Below are 18,558 nucleotides of genomic sequence, written 5' to 3'. Positions count from 1 at the left end.
TGTAAGATGTGAGGTTGGTGTTTATATTACGAATTATGCATCGATATTTGCATACGTTGCATTCTCTTCTATGAATTCGCGGCGTGGTCCTACATCTTCACCCATTAACATGGAAAAGATATAATCGGCTTCTGCTGCGTTGTCAATATTAACTTGTTTCAGCATACGGTTTTCAGGGTCCATGGTTGTTTCCCACAACTGTTGGGCGTTCATTTCACCCAAACCTTTGTAACGTTGTGTATGAATTGCATTTTCCGAACCGCCACCGTAAGTGTCGATAAACTTCTGGCGTTGTGCATCTGTCCAGCAATACTCTTCTACTTTACCTTTTTTGCAGAGATAGAGTGGGGGAGTTGCGATATAGAGATACCCATTCTGTATGATTTGCGGCATATACCGGAAGAAGAAGGTCATGATCAGTGTGTCGATGTGTGAACCATCGACGTCGGCATCGGTCATGATGATGATCTTGTGATAGCGCAACTTATCGATATTGGCAGCCTTACTGTCTTCTTCAGTGCCGATGGTAACGCCTAAGGCGGTGTAGATATTGCGTATTTCTTTACTTTCAAGAGCTTTGTGATACATTGCTTTCTCTACGTTCAGAATCTTACCGCGTAGTGGAAGGATGGCCTGGAATGCACGGTTACGGCCTTGTTTGGCTGTACCGCCTGCTGAATCTCCCTCGACGAGGAACAATTCGCACTTTTGCGGGTCTTTATCCGAACAGTCAGCCAGTTTTCCCGGTAGTCCGCCTCCTGACATGGGGGATTTGCGTTGAACCATTTCACGTGCTTTACGTGCAGCGTGGCGGGCAGTGGCAGCCAGAATCACCTTGTCTACAATGGCTTTTGCTTCTTTCGGATGTTCTTCCAGATAATAGTTCAGCACTTCACCTACAGCTTGGTCGACAGCACCCATCACTTCGTTGTTTCCCAACTTGGTTTTAGTCTGTCCTTCAAATTGAGGTTCAGCAACTTTTACAGAGATCACGGCTGTAAGTCCTTCACGGAAGTCATCACCGGAGATTTCTATTTTGACCTTTTCCAGCATTTTGCTGTCTTCTGCATACTTTTTCAGTGTACGGGTCAGGGCACGGCGGAAACCTGCCAGATGCGTACCGCCTTCTATTGTATTGATATTATTGACATACGAGTGGATATTCTCAGAGAATCCGGTATTATACATGATAGCTACCTCGATGGGGATGTTCTGCTTCTCCGTGTTCAAATAGATCACATCGTTAATCAAGTGTTCGCGTGACGATTCTATGAAGCGTACGAACTCTCTTAAACCTTCTTCTGAGTAGAAAGTTTCGTGTTTGAAGCTACCGTCTTCGTTTATTACACGTCGGTCTGTCAGTGAGATGCGTAATCCCGCATTCAAGTAAGCCAGCTCACGTAAGCGTGAGGCCAGAATCTTGTAGTCATAGACTGTTTCGGTAAAGATACTGTCGTCAGGCCAGAATTGTTGTTTGGTTCCTGTATGGTCGGCTGTTCCTACTTCTTTGACTGCATAAAGGGGCTTGCCTATTTCGTATTCCTGCTGGTAGATTTTACCGTTACGGAATACCTGGGTGGTCATGTGTGTAGACAATGCATTTACACAAGACATACCGACACCGTGCAAACCTCCGGATACTTTATACGAGCCTTTATCGAATTTACCTCCGGCATGTAGCACAGTCATGGCAACTTCAAGGGCAGATTTCTGCTCTTTTTCGTGGAAATCTACGGGGATACCACGGCCATTGTCCTGTACGGTGATGGAGTTATCTTCGTTGATAGTTACTTCGATATGGTCGCAATAACCAGCCAATGCTTCGTCGATAGAGTTGTCGACAATTTCATATACCAAGTGATGAAGTCCCTTTACGCTGATGTCACCAATGTACATCGCAGGGCGTTTTCTAACTGCTTCAAGTCCTTCCAATACTTGGATACTATCTGCTGAATAAGACCCGTTATTGGTGGGATTCTGTTCTTCGCTCATAATTTGATTCCTAATTATAATAACAGAGCAAATATAGTGAAAATATCTGAGTTAGAGAAGAATGAAGAGTGAAAAAAGAAGAATTTAAAGTAAACCGGATGGGATGGTTTTAAACATGAAAAGCCGAACTAAAAAGTTCGGCTCTCAATATTGTATAGAGTCTGTTATAAGTCTTATTTCTTAAGCAAGCTTATTGATGTAAATAGCCAACTTAGATTTCAAGTTGTTAGCTTTATTCTTATGAATAACATTTGTTTTAGCTAACTTGTCTACCATCTTAGTGATGCTTGGGTACATAGCAGTTGCTTCTGCTTTGTCAGTAGTTGAACGAAGTTTTCTAACAGCATTTCTCATGGTTTTACCATAATATCTGTTGCGAAGTCTTCTGCTTTCTTCTTGTCTGATTCTCTTGATTGATGATTTATGATTTGCCATCTCGACTAATCTGTTTTAATTCGTTTATTTTTTTAATTGTAGCCCGTGGGGGAATCGAACCCCCCTTTCAAGAATGAAAATCTTGCGTCCTAACCGATAGACGAACGGGCCATCCTGTATTGAACATTTCTGCTCTTTTTGTTTCGCTTTGCTTTCGTTCTGTATCGTTGTTTCCCGATTGCGAGTGCAAAGGTAGGCCTTTTTTTGAAACTACCAAACTATTTGCAGAAAAAAATTCCAATTATTTTTGATAGATATATTGTTTTTCTTTGTTTATTCATTGATAATCAGTGATATATGTTCTTTTTGCGTTTTGTTCGGGATATGAACTTTTTTTTGAGATAGGAGTCTTTGATTGTCTATTCACACTTTTTTCGTAGCTTTGTTACCCGAAAGAAAAGTTAGAGATATGCTGCAAAAAACAGTTGGAATCGTTCTTCATATACTAAAGTATAACGATACTTCAAATATCGTTGAGATGTATACTGAGCTTTCAGGACGTGCATCTTTTCTGGTTGCTGTGCCACGCTCTAAGAAGGCTGCTGTCAAATCAGTACTATTCCAGCCGTTGGCGCTGATTGAGTTTGAGGCAGATTATCGGCCGAATACTTCGCTTTTCAGAATTAAGGAAGCTAAATCCTTTAGTCCGTTCGCCTCCATTCCTTATGATCCTTTTAAATCGGCTATAGCTCTTTTCCTTGCGGAATTTCTTTATCGTGCCATTCGCGAAGAGGCGGAGAACCGCCCATTGTTTGCCTATTTACAGCATTCTATCTTGTGGTTGGATGCTTGTAAGATTAGCTTTGCCAATTTTCATCTGGTGTTTCTGATGCGTCTTTCCCGCTTTCTGGGATTGTATCCCAATCTGGATGATTATCATACGGGTGACTATTTTGATATGTTGAATGCTAACTTTACTTCGGTTCGTCCTCAACTTCATTCTTGCTATATCCAGCCTGATGAAGCTGGGAGATTACTGCAATTGATGCGTATGAACTATGAGACAATGCACCTTTTCGGAATGAACCGTACGGAAAGGGCCCGATGCCTGGCTATTATTAATGAGTATTACCAGTTACATCTTCCTGATTTTCCTGTACTGAAATCATTGGATGTATTGAAGGAATTATTTGATTAGTATCTCTTGCCCATTTCTATGTACTTCATTTGGCTTTGGTAATCCGTGTCTGTAAACAAGATACCCCCGGATGTAACTCTGTGTACATCCGGGGGTAGATTTCTTTTAAAAGAGAGTATAGCTATTGTGTAGCTTCTCTTATAAGCAGGATTTATACGTTGAGATTATCCCAACAACTCTTTTACTTTAGTTGAAATAGCGCGTCCTTCGGCCAATCCGGCAAGTTTCTTGGAGGCTACTCCCATTACCTTTCCCATATCTTTACCACTGGTAGCACCTACTTCAGCAATAATCTCTTTCAGTGCAGTTTCCAGTTCTTCGGCAGTCATTTGTTTCGGTAAATAGGTTTCCATGACTTGTACTTGTGCCAATTCTGCATCGGCTAAGTCCTGACGACCCTGTCCTATATATATTTCTGCAGCATCTTTACCTTGTTTTACCAGTTTTTGCACGATTTTCAGTGCATCTGCGTCTGTAAGGATGTCATTGGCTCCCGGAGCAGTTTTAGCTTCCAGAAAGAACTTCTTTACATTTCTAAGGGTTTCAAGGGCTACTTTATCTTTCGCTTTCATTGCGTTTTTAATGTCTTCGCTGACTCTTTCGAATAAATCCATGATGTTATGTTATATTATGATTTAACGATTTATGGTTTATAATTGGTAAATCCGGGTTAATGATCGATATATTTAGCTATTTATTAAAATGTGATAACTCCACTGTCATCTATAGCTTCTTCAGTAGCTATCTCTTCTTCCAATGCGGCTTTTGCTTTGATCTTACCCAAAGTCGTTTTGTCGCGAAGGTAAGTAGGAGAGTCTTCTACCATAGCGATGATATCATCATTGTCCAGATCTTCCGGATTGAAGAGATAGATATGACGGCGTTTCCGCAGGTTGCGCGTTCCGATGCCACTGGCACTTTCACCATATGCTTTACGAATGCGCTCTTTGTTCTTTTCCTTCTCTTCTTCCAGCTGCAACTGACGTTCTTCTTCTTCCTGACTGCGTTTCTCGTGTAGGTCGTCCATACCTGGTACGTCTTCCACACCGAAACCGGTAGCAAGCACAGTGATCTTCACTTTCGTATCCAGTGAGGTATCCATAGCCACACCCCAGATCACTTCCACACCTTCGCGGAATTTGCTCATAAACTCGTGCACTTCATTCATCTCCTCCATCATCAGTTCGGAAGCAGGACAGAACGAAACATTCAGCATGACTTTCTTCGCATTGAAGATGTCATTGTTATTGAGTAACGGTGAATGGAGTGCGTCGTCGATTGCTTTGGTTACGCGGTTTTCTCCTTCACCGAATCCGGTACTCATGATGGCTACACCACCGTCTTTGAGGATTGTTTTCACATCAGCGAAGTCCAGGTTTACCGTACCCCGCATGGTGATGATTTCGGCAATACTTTTGGCTGCGATTGACAGTGTGTCATCTGCCTTGCCGAATGCGTTCATAAAGGTCAGGTCGGAATAAATTTCACGCAGGCGTTCGTTATTGATCACCAACAAAGCGTCTACATGTTGGGCAATGCGTTCTACTCCATCCAGAGCCTGGATAATTTTCTTTTCGCCTTCAAAGATAAAAGGGATGGTAACGATTCCGACAGTCAGGATATCCATCTCTTTAGCGATACGGGCGATGACGGGGGCTGCTCCGGTTCCGGTACCTCCACCCATTCCGGCAGTGATAAATACCATCTTGGTACCATCATTCAGCAGGTTTTTTATGTCTTCGATGCTCTCTTCGGCAGCATCACGTGCACGCTCCGGACGGTTTCCGGCACCGAGTCCTTGCGTGATGGAACGTCCCAGTTGCAGTTTGACCGGTACAGGAGACTCAGCCAATGCCTGGTTGTCGGTATTGCAGAGAACGAATGTCACGTCGTGTATGCCTTCCCGGTACATGTGGTTGACGGCGTTACCTCCACCACCTCCTACACCAATCACTTTGATGATTTTCGGCGAATCTGTAGGGAAATCGAATTGTACTATCTCGTCCATATTATATTGTATTATGAATTATCACTTTATTTCATATCTTCATCGGAGAAAATCTCATTAGAAAGTTTGTCGAAAGTCGATTTAAACCAATTCGGTTTGTTTCTTCTTTCTTCTTCTCTTCTTTTTTTCTCCTCCAGTTTACGTTGCTTTTCTTCTTCTTTCCGTCTTTTTTCCTCTTCCTCTTTTTTCTTTTTGGCAGCACGTGCAGCGGCTTCCTGTTCTTTCAGACTCTCATCTTCTTCAAACATATTCACCGGTTCGGGTTGAGGCTGAGGTTGTACATGCGGCTGGGGAGCAGGTGTCTCTTGCAGGCAACAGTTTTCATTGCCGGCAGCAAGCAGTCCGAATAAGGTGTTTTGTGTACCGTCTTTCTTCACAACATCTTCGTCTGCATGAATGGTGTTGCGTACGAATCGTGCGCTTCTCACCTTTTCTATCTTACTTCGTTTGCGGAGAGCTTCGTCCAGGTTTTTCAGATTGGAGGCTCCTCCTGTAATGATAAGTCCGGCCAACAGTTTATCATCATACCCTGAAAGTTGAATCTGATTCCATACGTTTGCGATAATTTCTTCAGTACGCGCCTCGATGATATTATTCAGTTTGCCGAGTTCTACGGTTCTACCTCCTTCTTCCAGTTGGCAGGTAGCAGGTTCTTCGCCTTCTTCCTCTTCGTAAAAGGCGTTACCATATCTGATTTTCAGGCGTTCGCCTTCTTCCTCTTCTATCTGAAGGGAAACGAGATCATGAGTAATACTGTTTCCTCCTAATGGCAGTACGGTAAGGAATCGGAGAATGTTATTCTTATAGATGGAAATAGTCGATGTGTCGGCTCCGAAATCAATCAGTGCACAGCCGGAACGTCTCTCACTTTCCGTCAGCACTGCATCTGCAGTAACCAGCGGGGAGATCAATAAATCTGCTATTTCAATTTTAGCTTGTTCGAAACAGCGTTCCAGGTTTTTTTTGAGCGAAGCACGTGCCACAATGTTCAGAAAGCGTCCTTCAATATGGCTTCCTGCCACACCGACGGGATCTGCCTGGAGATTGTTTCCAATTTTGTATTCTTGCGGAGCAACGTCCAGTATATCCATATCGATCAGTGGTATCTCAAGATTTTCGTCACAGATGGAGTCGACTAATTCCTGAGAGATAATGGTCTCCTCCTCAAGATCGCGACTAACTACATTGCGTACCGTACGGAGCGATTGCCCCCCGATACCCACATAGATCTTGGCAATTGAGTTGTTGAGAGCACCCTCCAGCTTATTGATGATGGAGGTCAGGCTCTGTGCCGTTTTATCCAGATTGTAAATCACTCCTTTCCGGATGAATGAAGACGAATCCTCCCTGGCATAAGCTAATACCTGTATGCTTCCATCACTATTCTTCTTTCCGGCTATACCGGCTATTTTCGATGAACCCAGTTCAATAGCGGCGATAAAATCTGTTGTTGCCATATAAAATTCTATTTTATTCCCTTTTGTATTATAAACTCATCTCTTTAACACAAAGGTACGTTTAGCTGTTTACGAATTATTGTTTCTTTTTTGTGCAGATAATCTGATTACCGAATTCCAGGCTGATGCGTGAATATTTGTTCCATCCCACCTGGTTCAGCCCTTTTTCGTAAAAGGTCTTCAATCGTCCCAGTTTATCCTCAAAATGTTCTAACTTGCCCAGATAGATAATATGATTACCTACACGGGGAATCAATTCGATCTCTTTCCCGGGGAGCACGTTTATTTGCACAATCTGGGCTTCCCAGAACGGATTGTTTTGCAAAAATACACCAAACTTATATAAATCCTTCATTGCAAACGACTTTTCTACATTTCCGGTGACAATTGCCCGGTGTGCTACGCATTTTGCATCGGGAGGCATCACTTTACCTTTGTTATCCAGATAGTAGTTTTCGCCATTGTTGCTCATGATGCGGAGAATCGGTACACGTTGGGTCACTTCCACGCAAAGTTTGCCGCTTGGAGTTTTATAGCATTGTGCTTCATTGATCAGCGGATGCTTGTTCAACTCTTTTTCCAGCGTTTTGGTGTGAATGCGGTCCATTTTCTTTCCAACGGGATAAATGCCTTTCTTTTGCAGGATGGCAGCTACCTCGTTTTTAGTGACGAAACCGGCATTGAGCGTATCCTTTATTACTAATTCCATGTCGCGGCAGACCTGATGGGCAGGTTTGCTGTTGAATACTGTCACAGCCGCTACGAGATAGGCTATGAGAAGTAACATGACGATGGTCAGAAGGATTCTTTTTATCATGAGGAAAGTTATTGTTTTGACGATTTACAAATTAATTGTCCGATGGAGTTATCCTTCGGGTCAATAGTTCACAAATATCCGGGACATAGCTATCTATGTCTCCTGCTCCCAACGTGATCAACACCTCGATATGCTTCGTTTTCAACACATCGAGTATTTCCTCTTTCTTACACATGCTTTTTTCAATACCCGGACGTAGGTTATCATATATCAGCTGACTGGTTATCCCTGGAATAGGCTGTTCGCGCGCCGGATAGATATCTACCAGTATTACTTCGTCGAGTAGCGACAAGCTATCGGCAAATTCTTTATAGAAGTCCCGTGTACGGGTATAGAGGTGTGGCTGAAAAACAGCGGTGATCTTTTTATCCCGGTAGAGTTCACGGATGGACATCACACTCTGTTTGATTTCGGAGGGATGATGAGCGTAGTCACTCAGGAACACGATCTGGTCGTTTTTGATCTTGAAGTCGAATCGACGGTCCACACCTCGGAAACTTGCCATTCCTTGTTTGATTTCTTCAGCGGTCACTCCATTGAGATAGGCAAGTGCCATGGCAGCGACTCCATTCTCTATATTGATACTTACGGGCACTCCCAGCTGAATGTTGTCGATGCGAATATCCGGTCCTATAAAATCGATGAAGATTTCTCCGTTTCCAATGCGAATGTTTTCAGCATGGAAGTCTCCTTTATCGCGTGAATAGGTGTAAATCTTGACACCCTCTTGCACTTTAGGCTGAAGAGAAATGCCTTCGCGGATGATCAGTGCCCCTCCCGGCTGGATTAATGTGGTATAGTGCTCAAAGCTTTCCAGATAAGCCTGTTCGGTTCCATAAATATCCAGATGATCCGGATCGGTTGCGGTAATGACAGACATATATGGAGACAGCCAGTGGAATGAACGGTCGAATTCGTCAGCTTCGATTACGGTATACGGACTGCTTGGAGAGAGTAACAGATTCGTTCCATAATTTTTGGAAATACCTCCCAAAAAGGCAGTGCAGCCTATATGCGAGTGATGAAGCAGATGGGCCGTCATCGTTGATGTAGTGGTTTTACCATGTGTACCGGCTACACAAAGCCCTTTACTGGAATGGGTGATGGTGCCTAATACTTGTGCACGCTTTTGTATTTCGAATCCGTTGTCACGGAAGTAAGTCAATTCGGCATGTTCCTGAGGTACGGCAGGAGTCAAAACGACCAGTGTCGTGGCTGGGTCTTTACAGGCATCCGGGATAAGATTGATATTTTCTTCGTAATGAATCTGTGCTCCTTCTTCTATAAGGTGTTGAGTCAGTTCACTGGGGGTACGGTCATAGCCTGCCACTACCTTCCCTTTAGAAAGGAAATAGCGTACGAGGGCACTCATTCCGATACCTCCTGCACCGACAAAATATACAGATTGAATAGTTTCTATGTTCATGGCTGTTGTGCTAATTTTATAACTTCTTTTGCTATCACGATGGCAGAATCCGGTAGGGCCAGGTGAGCGATGTTTTCACTAAGTTCTTTTAGTTTTCCGGAATCTGCTATGGTTTCTAATGCCACGGATAATAATTTCTCTTCCGCTTCTGCGTCCTTTACGTAGATGGCAGCTCGTTTGTTCACCAATGCCAATGCATTTTTGGTTTGGTGATCTTCTGCTACGTTGGGAGACGGAACCAGGATAACTGCTTTATTCAACAGGCAGAATTCGGAAATGGAGCCGGCACCTGCACGCGAAATAACCAAGTCGGCAGCAGCATATGCGGCAGCCATATCTTTAATGAAGTCTGTCACATACAGATTAGGAATGTTTCCGGCAACTTTTACGGCTTCCGTTACTTGCTGGTGATAGATTTTTCCTGTTTGCCAGATGAATTGTACATTTTTAGTCTGACGAATCAACTGCAATCCGGCAATCAATGTATTATTGATTGTGCGGGCGCCCAGGCTTCCCCCCAGAATCAGAATGGTTTTCTTCTCCGGATCCAGTCCGAAAGAGCGAATAGCTTGTTTTTGTTCCGGCTTCTCCGTTAACAGATTCTGACGTACCGGGTTGCCTGTCATAATGATTTTGCTGCCCGGAAAGAATTTATCCATCCCATCATATGCTACACAGATTTTCCGTGCTTTCTTTGCCAATAGTTTGTTGGTTACTCCGGCATATGAGTTTTGCTCCTGTATTAAGGTGGGTACACCCATCATTCCGGCCATTTTTAATGTCGGACCGCTTGCATATCCGCCTACTCCTACTGCTACCTGTGGACGGAACTGACGGATAATGCTGCGCGCTTTCCATTGGCTGCGTGCCAATTTCAGTAATACGGCAACATTTTTCCACAAATGTTTGCGATCGAATCCTGCTACGGGCAATCCGATGATCTGATAGCCTGCATCCGGTACTCGTTGCATCTCCATTCTTCCTTCGGCTCCTACAAACAGGATTTGTGCATCGGGACGTAATTCTTTTATGGCGTTTGCAATGGATACAGCCGGAAAAATATGTCCTCCGGTACCACCGCCACTGATGATGATCCTTAAAGTGTCATCCCGTCCCTCTTTATTATTTTCCTTATTCATATCACTCTTCAAATTTTGCATCACTGTTTAAGACTTCCGCTGTAGGCTCAGCTGCTGTTTGGGCTTCGCTTGCAACGGTTTCACTCCCTTCTTCTCCGGTAAGGAGGGGAGCGGGATTATCTTTTTTCTCTTCCAGATAAGCGGTATAACGGCTGACACTCAATATCATTCCGATATAGGCGCAGTTGATCAGGGTACTTGTCCCTCCTTTACTGATTAGTGGTAAGGGCTGTCCTGTGACAGGAAACAAACCGACAGCTACCATCATGTTCAGTATGGCTTGTGATACCAGCATCAAGGCGATTCCCATGACAAGGAATGCCGGAAATGTACGTTCACATTTCTGGGCGATTCGGCCTGTTCGAACCAACAGCCAGATGTAGAGAATAACCACAAAGGCTCCTCCTACCAGCCCCAACTCTTCAATGATAATGGCAAAAATGAAATCGGAGAATGCCTGACTCAGGAAATCGCGTTGAATCGAGTTTCCCGGAGCTTTACCTATCACGTTACTGGTAGCAATGGCTATACGTGCATGGGCTATCTGGGCATCTTTGTCAATATCGAACTTTGCAGCCGGTACTTCCTCTTTCTCAGTGAAGTTGGTGATACGGCTTTTCCAGGTATCAAAGCGGTGGAGGAACGGAATGTCGGTGTCTTTAGGTATGGCCAGCAGGAAGATTACTCCCAGACACCCAGCCAGTGCCAGTCCGCCTAATAACATAGCTAACTTTTTGAAGGCGACACGCCCGATGAACATCATCAATACTACGACTCCGAACAGCAGCATAGCTGTCGAAAGATTTTCCGGAGCAATGAGCATGCACACCAGTCCGGTCAGTATCATTATATATTTAAAGGCTTTCGGATTGGCTCCTTCATCATCCTGTTTTTTGGAAAGAATAAAGGAAACCGCAATGATTACTGCCATCTTGGCCAGTTCCGAAGGTTGAAACTGTAATCCCATAAAACTCATCCAGCGGGCAGCCCCATTTACACGGTCGCCTGTGATGACTCCCATCAATGTGACGAAAGCTAACAGCACTACCGAAATGGGGTACAGGAAGACCGGGAACACCTGAAACCATTTATAAGGGATGTTGTGCATCAAAACCACCACGATTGCGCCGATCATCAGGATGATGGAATGCTGTGTGATGGGTCCCCAGTGATCACCACTTTTATAAGTCAGTGTACTGGCAGCACTAAACACCTCTATAATAGAGATGAGGCAGAGGCAAAGGAAAATGATCCAGATTACCTTATCACCTTTGAATATGTTCTTTAATAAATCCACGGCTTTTAGTTTTTAGCTCTTAGGAGTCCTGCCTTTTTAAAGCTCAGAGACTCTTATTTCATAATTCTCTTACATACTTCTTAAATTGGTCACCCCGGTCCTCATAACTCTTAAAAAGGTCGAATGAAGCACAGCACGGGCTTAACAATACCGTTTCACCTTTTTTTGCCAGTTTGTAGGCTGCTTCTACAGCATCCTTCATGCCGGTTTGTACTTCTGCTACGGGAAGTCCCAGGCGATCAAAGAACTCATGGAGTTTTTCGTTGTGCAATCCAAGGTAAACCAATGCCGAGCATTTTTCCCGAACCAGCTCCTCTATTTCCGTATAATCATTCCCTTTATCTTTACCCCCGAGGATCAACACTGTTTTGGTGGTCATACTTTGCAGAGCGTACCAGCAAGAGTTGACGTTGGTTGCTTTGGAGTCGTTGATAAAATCAATCCCCCGTACACGTGCTACTTTTTCCAAACGGTGCTCTACCCCTTGAAAATCGCTGAGTGCCCTTCGTATATTCTCTTTGGTAATGCCGGCCAGATTTGCAGAAATCCCGGCAGCTAAAGAGTTATAAAGGTTATGTTGTCCCGTCAAAGCCAATTGTTCCTGCTCCATGTTGAAGGCAATTGGTGCGGTAATCACTACTTCATGGTCTTCTACATAAGCGATAGACCCTTCTTCTTTAATTGCCGAGAATGGATACAGGTGGGCACAGATGCCGTGTTTATCCAGTTCACGTTTGATGATAGGGTCATCATTCCAGAAGATAAAAGCGTCTTCTGATGTCTGGTTCTGTGTAATACGGAATTTTGCGTTGATATAGTTCTGCATGCAGTGATCGTATCGGTCCAGATGGTCTGGTGTGATATTCATCAGCACGGCGATATCCGCACGGAACTTATACATATTATCCAGCTGGAATGAACTCAGTTCAATTACATAATAGTCATGCTCCTCTTCCGCTACTTGTAATGCCAGGCTCTTACCAATGTTGCCGGCAAGTCCCACATTTAATCCGGCACTTTTAAAGATGTGATAGATAAGTGAGGTCGTAGTTGTTTTTCCGTTCGAACCGGTGATACAGATCATCTTTGCATCAGTGTATCTGCCGGCAAATTCTATTTCAGAGATAATAGGCGTACCCTGCTCTTTCAATTTCAGAATTAGGGGGGCGTCATTAGGAATTCCGGGGCTCTTCACCACTTCATCTGCATTCAGAATCCGTTCTTCTGTGTGCCGGCCTTCCTCCCAGGCAATGCCATGGCTGTCAAGGAGAGTTTTATACTTATCCTTGATGGCAGACATATCCGATACGAAAGTATCGAATCCTTTTACTTTTGCCAGAACGGCTGCTCCCGCACCGCTTTCACCGGCTCCTAATACTACAATTCTTTTCATGATTTTTAGTTATGGTTTATCAACCGGAGTTTTGTGTACGGTCGGTAAATCCTTTGTCTCTATGCTACAAGTTTGAGGTTCATACTCAGTGATCGGCAGCAGGCACTTGTAGCTTGTAGCCTGTTACCTGTCACTTTGGGTTATCTTATCTTTAGTGTTATAATCGTAATGGCTGCCAACACGATGGTTACAATCCAGAAGCGGACTGTAATCTTGGATTCGTGAAACAGTTGATCCGGTTTTGTAAATTTCACACTGCATCCCGGTTCCACCAGGCTCATCGAAGTACGGAAATGGTCATGTATCGGTGCCCGTTTGAAAAGACGTTGTTTTACCCCTTTTCTTTTGCCTGCTTTATAATAGAAGCGTTGCAGGAGTACTGACAGGTTCTCAACCAGGAATATACCACAGAGAATCGGAATCAGCAATTCTTTGTGGATAATAATAGCAAATACTGCGATGATTCCTCCAATGGTCAGGCTACCTGTATCACCCATGAATACCTGTGCCGGATAAGCATTGTACCATAAGAAACCGATTAATGCGCCGATAAAGGCACATATAAAGATTACCAATTCTTCACTTCCCGGAATATACATGATATTCAGGTAACCGGCGAATTCAATATGGCTCGATACATAGGCCAGTATACCCAGTGTCAGTCCGATGATGGCTGAATTGCCTGCTGCCATACCATCCATACCATCATTCAGGTTGGCGCCGTTGGATACGGCTGTTACAACGAAGATAGTGATAATGACAAACAAAATCCATCCGGCCGTTTGGGCATGTTCTCCCATGAAGCCCACAAGGTCTGCATAGTCCAGGTTGTTGCTTTTGAAAAATGGAATCGTGGTCTGGGTTGATTTCAGGTCGTGGGTGCCATGTATCACTTCGATTTCGTTTTCTGATTTCTGAATCTCTATATTCTCGCGGATTACTACATTAGGGCTCAGATATAGAGTCAGTCCGACAATCAGCCCGAGTCCCACTTGTCCGATGATTTTAAATTTGCCATGGAGGCCTTCTTTATCTTTCTTGAATATCTTGATATAGTCGTCCGCAAACCCCAAAGATCCCAGCCATACAGTAGTTATCAACATCAATATCATATAGATGTTATGCAGTTTTCCCAGTAATAAACAGGGAATCAGAATTGCTACAATAATGATCACACCTCCCATACTGGGTACGCCTACTTTATTAACCCCAAACGGATCGATCTTAGCGTCACGCTGCGTTTCGGTGATTTGTTTCCGTTTCAGCAGATTGATGAATTTGTCTCCCCAGATACTGGAAATGAGTAGCGCCAGGATGACAGCCATCAATGCCCGGAACGAGGTGTACCCAAACATTCCGGCACCCGGAAAGTTGAGTTTATGTAGCCATTCAAACAAGTAGTATAACATAACTTTATTTACAATGAGACGATTTATGGTTTACGATTGAAGGAATCAGGCATTTGGCATCGGAATTACTTCAATTATTGTCCGTTAAATAGTCAATGAAAAAATCTCTTTTAAAACCTCTTTATCATCAAAGTGATGTTTCACTCCTTTGATTTCCTGATAATTCTCGTGTCCTTTTCCGGCAACCAGAATCACATCTCCTTTTTCAGCAAGCATGCAAGCCGTGCGTATAGCTTCCTTACGGTCTGCAATGCTCAGTGTTTTTTTCTTGTCTTCGTTGTCCAGTCCGGCCAACATGTCGTTGATGATGTCCTGTGGCTCTTCGAAGCGTGGATTGTCTGAGGTGATGATAACCCGGTCGCTTCCCTTGGCTGCTTCTTTTGCCATGATGGGACGTTTGCCTTTATCCCGGTTGCCACCGGCACCGACTACAGTAATCACTTTGCCCTTTCCTTCAAGCACTCCATGTATGGCGTTCAAGACGTTGACCAAAGCATCCGGTGTGTGTGCATAGTCTACGATCGCTGTATATCCTTGCGGGGAGCGTATGGCATCGAAACGTCCGGCAACAGGATGCAACGTACTAAGTGCAACCAATACCTCCTCTTCCTTCTTACCCAGTAAAACGGCGGCGCCGAATACGGCCAATAAATTCGAAGCATTGAATCTTCCGATAAACTGCACTGCGAGCTCATGGTTGTTGAAGTCAAGAAGCATTCCCTCAAAATGTGACTCCAGTACTTTCCCTTTGAAGTCACTCAGGCTGCGGAGAGAATACGTGTATACTTTCGACTTCGTATTCTGCGTCATCACGAGTCCGTTTTTGTCGTCCAGATTGGTGAGGCTGAAAGAACTTTTAGGCAGTTCATCGAAGAATTTCTTTTTTGCTTTCAGATAATTCTCTACTGTTTTATGGTAGTCCAGATGATCGCGTGTCAGGTTCGTAAAGATGCCGCCGGCAAACTTCAGTCCGCTGATTCTTTTTTGCGCGATGGAGTGCGAACTTACTTCCATGAAAGCATATTTGCAGCCTTCGTCTGCCATACGTCCCAAAAGACGGTTCAGCGTAATCGGGTCAGGAGTAGTGTGTTCGGTAGGGATGGCTTCATCGTCTATATAATTACATACCGTAGAGATAAGCCCCACTTTGTAACCGAAATACCGGAATGTATTATATAATAAGGTGGCAATCGTCGTCTTTCCATTTGTACCGGTGACACCCACCAGTTCCATTTTCGAAGTCGGGTCTCCATAGAAAGCCGTAGCTACTTTACCAACAGCATCTTCACTGTCGATTACCTGAATGTAGGTAATTTTTTCGTTTAGTTCTGCAGGCAACTCTTCGCAGAGAATGGCTATGGCCCCTTTCTCAATTGCTGCCGGGATATAGGCATGTCCGTCGGTTTGTGTACCGCGCATGGCCATAAACAAATGGCCGGACCCTACCTGTCTGGAGTCGATGTCAACTCCGGTTATTTCGATATCCTGATTCCCGGTCATTTTTACCGGATGGATAGATGTTAGAATCTCTTTTAATTTCATACCTTAATCTATAATAATCAATTCAGATGGATACTAATGGTTTGTCCTTTCTTTATTGTAGTACCCTGGGGCAACGATTGGCTTCTCACTTTGCCAACTCCCGACAGAGCCACTTTCAATCCTTTGCTTTCCAGCAGGTAAACAGCATCTTTGGCTCCCATGCCGATAACGCTGGGTACAAAGTTCCGTAATTGTTCCTTTCCCTGCAGAATCACTGCTTTGGGAGCTGCCTGTGCATGTCCCCAAACTTCTTTATTCTTTTTAGTTTTAAACTCTGCCTGAGTCTGAATATTCAATCCTTCCAATACTTGTTTGGCCTCTGTCATTTCGCCTGCTTTAACATCGGGAATCACTACCGTATTGGTATCGATTGCGTTCCGAATGTCCAAACGTAGGTCTTTGGCATACACTCTTTCGGCAATTTTGCTGAAAACGCTACCGGCCATCAAGCCCCCGGAGGCAGGAGGATTTGGCTTTTGTATGGAAACGATACAGCTATACTTTGGAGCTTCTGAGGGAAAGTATCCGCAGAAACTGACCAGATAGTTCACTCCTCCCGATGTATATCCGGCAGCACCTTGTGAGATCTGCGCCGTACCCGTCTTACCCGAAACGGCAAATTGTTTGGAGCCTGCCGGGGCTGCCAGACCTTCATGCACAACCTTATAAAGAATCTCCTGTATTTGTTTCAGGGTCCGTTCCGAACAGATTCTCGGATTGATTATTTCTGTCGGATATTCTTTCACTATTTCGCCATTTTTTATGGCTGCTTTCACAAATTTGGGACGCACCATAACACCGTTGTTGGCAATGGCATTGTAGAAAGTAAGGATATTCATCGGTGGTACCTGGGTCTCATAGCCGATGCTCATCCACGGCAGAGTGGTTTTTGCAAAGTAACGCTCTTTCGGACCTTTGATATTAGGCTTACCTTCTCCGGCTATTTGCAATTGGAGAGGCTGATCGATACTCATTCGTTTCAGTCCGTCGACAAACTTTTGCGGGTTACTACCATAATATTTATCAATAATGCTGGATGTACCCACATTGGAAGATACTTCCAGTATTTGTGTAACTGTCAATGGACCATATCCGCCTTTGCGCCAATTCCAATCTTTCATGGGACGACCGTACATCATCTTGACACCATTGCCTGTGTCTATTACATCTTCCGGTGTGATTTTACCGTCTTCAAGTGCCACCATGATAGAAGCTGTCTTAAAGGTAGAACCCGGTTCGAGCATATCACTGATGGCATTGTTTCTCATTTCATAATAGTTGCCGTCTCCGGCTTTCATCATGTTTACGATGGCTTTAACCTCTCCGGTCGCTACTTCCATCAATACGGCTACTCCTACTTTGGCATTCAGCTCTTTCAGTTTATCGGTCAGGGCCTTTTCACAAATATCCTGCATGCCTACATCAATCGTAGAAAGAAGATCACAACCATCTACCGGAGGAATATCTACAATATTCAGGTATTTATTCATCACTTTTTGCCGGTGGGTAATCCCGTCATGCCCCTTCAGTATGGAGTCAAAAGCTAACTCTATGCCATTCTTGGCACCTTGGGCGGTGTCAGCATATAAGTCCCCCAGTGTGCGGGCTGCAAGTGAACCAAAAGGTTTTTTTCTTTGGTTATAAGCTAACTCGTGGAAACCGCCTTTGTATTTATTCAGGTTGAATACCGGCAGGCGTTTGGCTTCTTTATATTGGATGTATGAAATACGTTTTGGATAAATCAGATAGTTGCGACTTCCCTGCTTCCGTCCTTTTTTAAGGTGCGCTTTAAATTCCGAAGTACTTTTATCAGGGAATATCTTATGGAGTCCTGCACATATTTCGTCCAGATGATTCATCAGCATGGTGTCCTTCTTTACTCCACCGGCTTTGAAATCCATATAAATGCGATATTCCGGCAGCGAACTGGCCATCAGTTTGCCGTCGGAAGAGATGATGTTTCCGCGGTTGGGCTTTACCGTTACATTTTCTTTGACGAAACGGTCGGCCACATCCTGCCAGTATTGACGTTCGGCAAACATCGTGATGCCTGCTTTGACAACAATGGCTACTCCAACCAATCCCATCAGCAGGATGACGAAGAAGTAACGGGTCATTATATTTTTTTTGTTTACAGCCATCTTTTATTTCGTTCTGATTAAATAAGGTGGATTGGTCGATGTCTGCAAATCACTTTCTTTGGTGGATATATAGTCCTCTATTCGTGACTGGCGGCTTTTTTCCATCAATTCCGAACTTCGGGTCAGTGCATCGTATTTGATGTCAATCAGCTCTTTTTTCAACTTGTCTATTTCGATTTGCTGTTGCTGGCTTGCGTAACGATTATGAATGTAGAAAATGATAAGCACCATAATCAGTACCAGCAATTTAGTCTGGCGGCGAAAAAAATCCGTTGCCAGAATATCACCTCCCAGAATACTTTTCAGGGAATTGCTTTTCTTCTTTTTTGCTTCTTTATCTTCCATTTCACTTCTCTTATTTCAC

The 18,558-nt window shown here is 44.0% G+C and carries 15 protein-coding genes and 1 tRNA gene; 1 reads left to right on the top strand and 15 read right to left on the bottom strand.

Annotation, left to right across the window (positions count from 1 at the left end):
• Positions 1–33 precede the first annotated feature (33 nt).
• From gyrB to JZY04_RS12140, 3 genes are all read right to left on the bottom strand, one after another.
• The gene (gene gyrB / locus JZY04_RS12150; RefSeq protein WP_220577429.1) at positions 34–1,992 is read right to left on the bottom strand and encodes a DNA topoisomerase (ATP-hydrolyzing) subunit B; all 1,959 of its coding nucleotides are present in this window, start codon (positions 1,990–1,992) and stop codon (positions 34–36) included.
• Positions 1,993–2,172: 180 nt separating this feature from the next.
• Positions 2,173–2,427 (bottom strand): 30S ribosomal protein S20, encoded by a 255-nt coding sequence (gene rpsT / locus JZY04_RS12145; RefSeq protein WP_005779290.1) that lies wholly within the window; start codon positions 2,425–2,427, stop codon positions 2,173–2,175.
• 39 nt (positions 2,428–2,466) lie between these two features.
• Positions 2,467–2,538, bottom strand: a tRNA-Glu gene (locus JZY04_RS12140).
• A 298-nt stretch (positions 2,539–2,836) separates the two neighbouring features.
• Here JZY04_RS12140 and recO point away from each other — a divergent pair.
• Complete coding sequence (recO, locus tag JZY04_RS12135) at positions 2,837–3,565, top strand: DNA repair protein RecO (RefSeq protein WP_122142607.1); 729 nt, start codon at positions 2,837–2,839, stop codon at positions 3,563–3,565.
• Positions 3,566–3,729: 164 nt separating this feature from the next.
• Here the strand turns inward: recO and JZY04_RS12130 are convergent, their stop codons facing one another.
• The 12 genes from JZY04_RS12130 to JZY04_RS12075 form a co-directional block, all read right to left on the bottom strand.
• Complete coding sequence (locus JZY04_RS12130; RefSeq protein ID WP_005779288.1) at positions 3,730–4,179, bottom strand: GatB/YqeY domain-containing protein; 450 nt, start codon at positions 4,177–4,179, stop codon at positions 3,730–3,732.
• Positions 4,180–4,262: 83 nt separating this feature from the next.
• Positions 4,263–5,573: a cell division protein FtsZ gene (ftsZ, locus tag JZY04_RS12125; protein ID WP_005779287.1), complete on the bottom strand. Its 1,311-nt coding sequence runs from the start codon at positions 5,571–5,573 to the stop codon at positions 4,263–4,265.
• A gap of 26 nt (positions 5,574–5,599) precedes the next feature.
• Complete coding sequence (gene ftsA / locus JZY04_RS12120; protein WP_005822778.1) at positions 5,600–7,030, bottom strand: cell division protein FtsA; 1,431 nt, start codon at positions 7,028–7,030, stop codon at positions 5,600–5,602.
• Positions 7,031–7,106: 76 nt separating this feature from the next.
• Positions 7,107–7,847, bottom strand: coding sequence for a cell division protein FtsQ/DivIB (locus JZY04_RS12115; RefSeq protein ID WP_005779283.1), 741 nt, complete (start codon positions 7,845–7,847; stop codon positions 7,107–7,109).
• A gap of 31 nt (positions 7,848–7,878) precedes the next feature.
• Positions 7,879–9,273, bottom strand: coding sequence for a UDP-N-acetylmuramate--L-alanine ligase (gene murC / locus JZY04_RS12110; protein WP_122142606.1), 1,395 nt, complete (start codon positions 9,271–9,273; stop codon positions 7,879–7,881).
• Complete coding sequence (murG, locus tag JZY04_RS12105) at positions 9,270–10,412, bottom strand: undecaprenyldiphospho-muramoylpentapeptide beta-N-acetylglucosaminyltransferase (RefSeq protein ID WP_122142647.1); 1,143 nt, start codon at positions 10,410–10,412, stop codon at positions 9,270–9,272. The genes murC and murG overlap by 4 nt, the downstream gene beginning before the upstream one ends.
• A 1-nt stretch (position 10,413) precedes the next feature.
• A complete protein-coding gene (locus JZY04_RS12100; protein ID WP_005779278.1) occupies positions 10,414–11,709 on the bottom strand; it encodes an FtsW/RodA/SpoVE family cell cycle protein in 1,296 nt (431 codons plus the stop codon).
• 58 nt (positions 11,710–11,767) lie between these two features.
• Positions 11,768–13,102 (bottom strand): UDP-N-acetylmuramoyl-L-alanine--D-glutamate ligase, encoded by a 1,335-nt coding sequence (murD, locus tag JZY04_RS12095; protein WP_005812148.1) that lies wholly within the window; start codon positions 13,100–13,102, stop codon positions 11,768–11,770.
• Positions 13,103–13,242: 140 nt separating this feature from the next.
• A complete protein-coding gene (gene mraY / locus JZY04_RS12090; RefSeq protein ID WP_005779275.1) occupies positions 13,243–14,511 on the bottom strand; it encodes a phospho-N-acetylmuramoyl-pentapeptide-transferase in 1,269 nt (422 codons plus the stop codon).
• A gap of 84 nt (positions 14,512–14,595) precedes the next feature.
• Positions 14,596–16,053: a UDP-N-acetylmuramoyl-L-alanyl-D-glutamate--2,6-diaminopimelate ligase gene (locus JZY04_RS12085; RefSeq protein WP_122142605.1), complete on the bottom strand. Its 1,458-nt coding sequence runs from the start codon at positions 16,051–16,053 to the stop codon at positions 14,596–14,598.
• Positions 16,054–16,070: 17 nt separating this feature from the next.
• Positions 16,071–18,170: a penicillin-binding protein gene (locus JZY04_RS12080; RefSeq protein WP_181996396.1), complete on the bottom strand. Its 2,100-nt coding sequence runs from the start codon at positions 18,168–18,170 to the stop codon at positions 16,071–16,073.
• 27 nt (positions 18,171–18,197) lie between these two features.
• A complete protein-coding gene (locus JZY04_RS12075) occupies positions 18,198–18,539 on the bottom strand; it encodes an FtsL-like putative cell division protein (RefSeq protein ID WP_122142603.1) in 342 nt (113 codons plus the stop codon).
• Between the last annotated feature and the right edge of the window lie 19 nt (positions 18,540–18,558).

It is taken from the genome of Bacteroides sp. 11BF, assembly GCF_019633765.1.
GTDB lineage: Bacteria > Bacteroidota > Bacteroidia > Bacteroidales > Bacteroidaceae > Bacteroides > Bacteroides hominis.
Note: the sequence above shows the minus strand (reverse complement) of the source record. Positions and strands in the feature narration are given on the sequence as shown.

Coding starts and splice junctions, on each gene's coding strand:
- JZY04_RS12085 (WP_122142605.1), bottom strand. CDS start 16,053: ATGAAATTAAAAGAGATTCTAACATCTATCCATCCGGTAAAAATGACC.
- rpsT (WP_005779290.1), bottom strand. CDS start 2,427: ATGGCAAATCATAAATCATCAATCAAGAGAATCAGACAAGAAGAAAGC.
- gyrB (WP_220577429.1), bottom strand. CDS start 1,992: ATGAGCGAAGAACAGAATCCCACCAATAACGGGTCTTATTCAGCAGAT.
- JZY04_RS12075 (WP_122142603.1), bottom strand. CDS start 18,539: ATGGAAGATAAAGAAGCAAAAAAGAAGAAAAGCAATTCCCTGAAAAGT.
- JZY04_RS12080 (WP_181996396.1), bottom strand. CDS start 18,170: ATGACCCGTTACTTCTTCGTCATCCTGCTGATGGGATTGGTTGGAGTA.
- mraY (WP_005779275.1), bottom strand. CDS start 14,511: ATGTTATACTACTTGTTTGAATGGCTACATAAACTCAACTTTCCGGGT.
- recO (WP_122142607.1), top strand. CDS start 2,837: ATGCTGCAAAAAACAGTTGGAATCGTTCTTCATATACTAAAGTATAAC.
- ftsZ (WP_005779287.1), bottom strand. CDS start 5,573: ATGGACGAGATAGTACAATTCGATTTCCCTACAGATTCGCCGAAAATC.
- JZY04_RS12115 (WP_005779283.1), bottom strand. CDS start 7,847: ATGATAAAAAGAATCCTTCTGACCATCGTCATGTTACTTCTCATAGCC.
- murC (WP_122142606.1), bottom strand. CDS start 9,273: ATGAACATAGAAACTATTCAATCTGTATATTTTGTCGGTGCAGGAGGT.
- ftsA (WP_005822778.1), bottom strand. CDS start 7,030: ATGGCAACAACAGATTTTATCGCCGCTATTGAACTGGGTTCATCGAAA.
- JZY04_RS12130 (WP_005779288.1), bottom strand. CDS start 4,179: ATGGATTTATTCGAAAGAGTCAGCGAAGACATTAAAAACGCAATGAAA.
- murG (WP_122142647.1), bottom strand. CDS start 10,412: ATGAATAAGGAAAATAATAAAGAGGGACGGGATGACACTTTAAGGATC.
- murD (WP_005812148.1), bottom strand. CDS start 13,102: ATGAAAAGAATTGTAGTATTAGGAGCCGGTGAAAGCGGTGCGGGAGCA.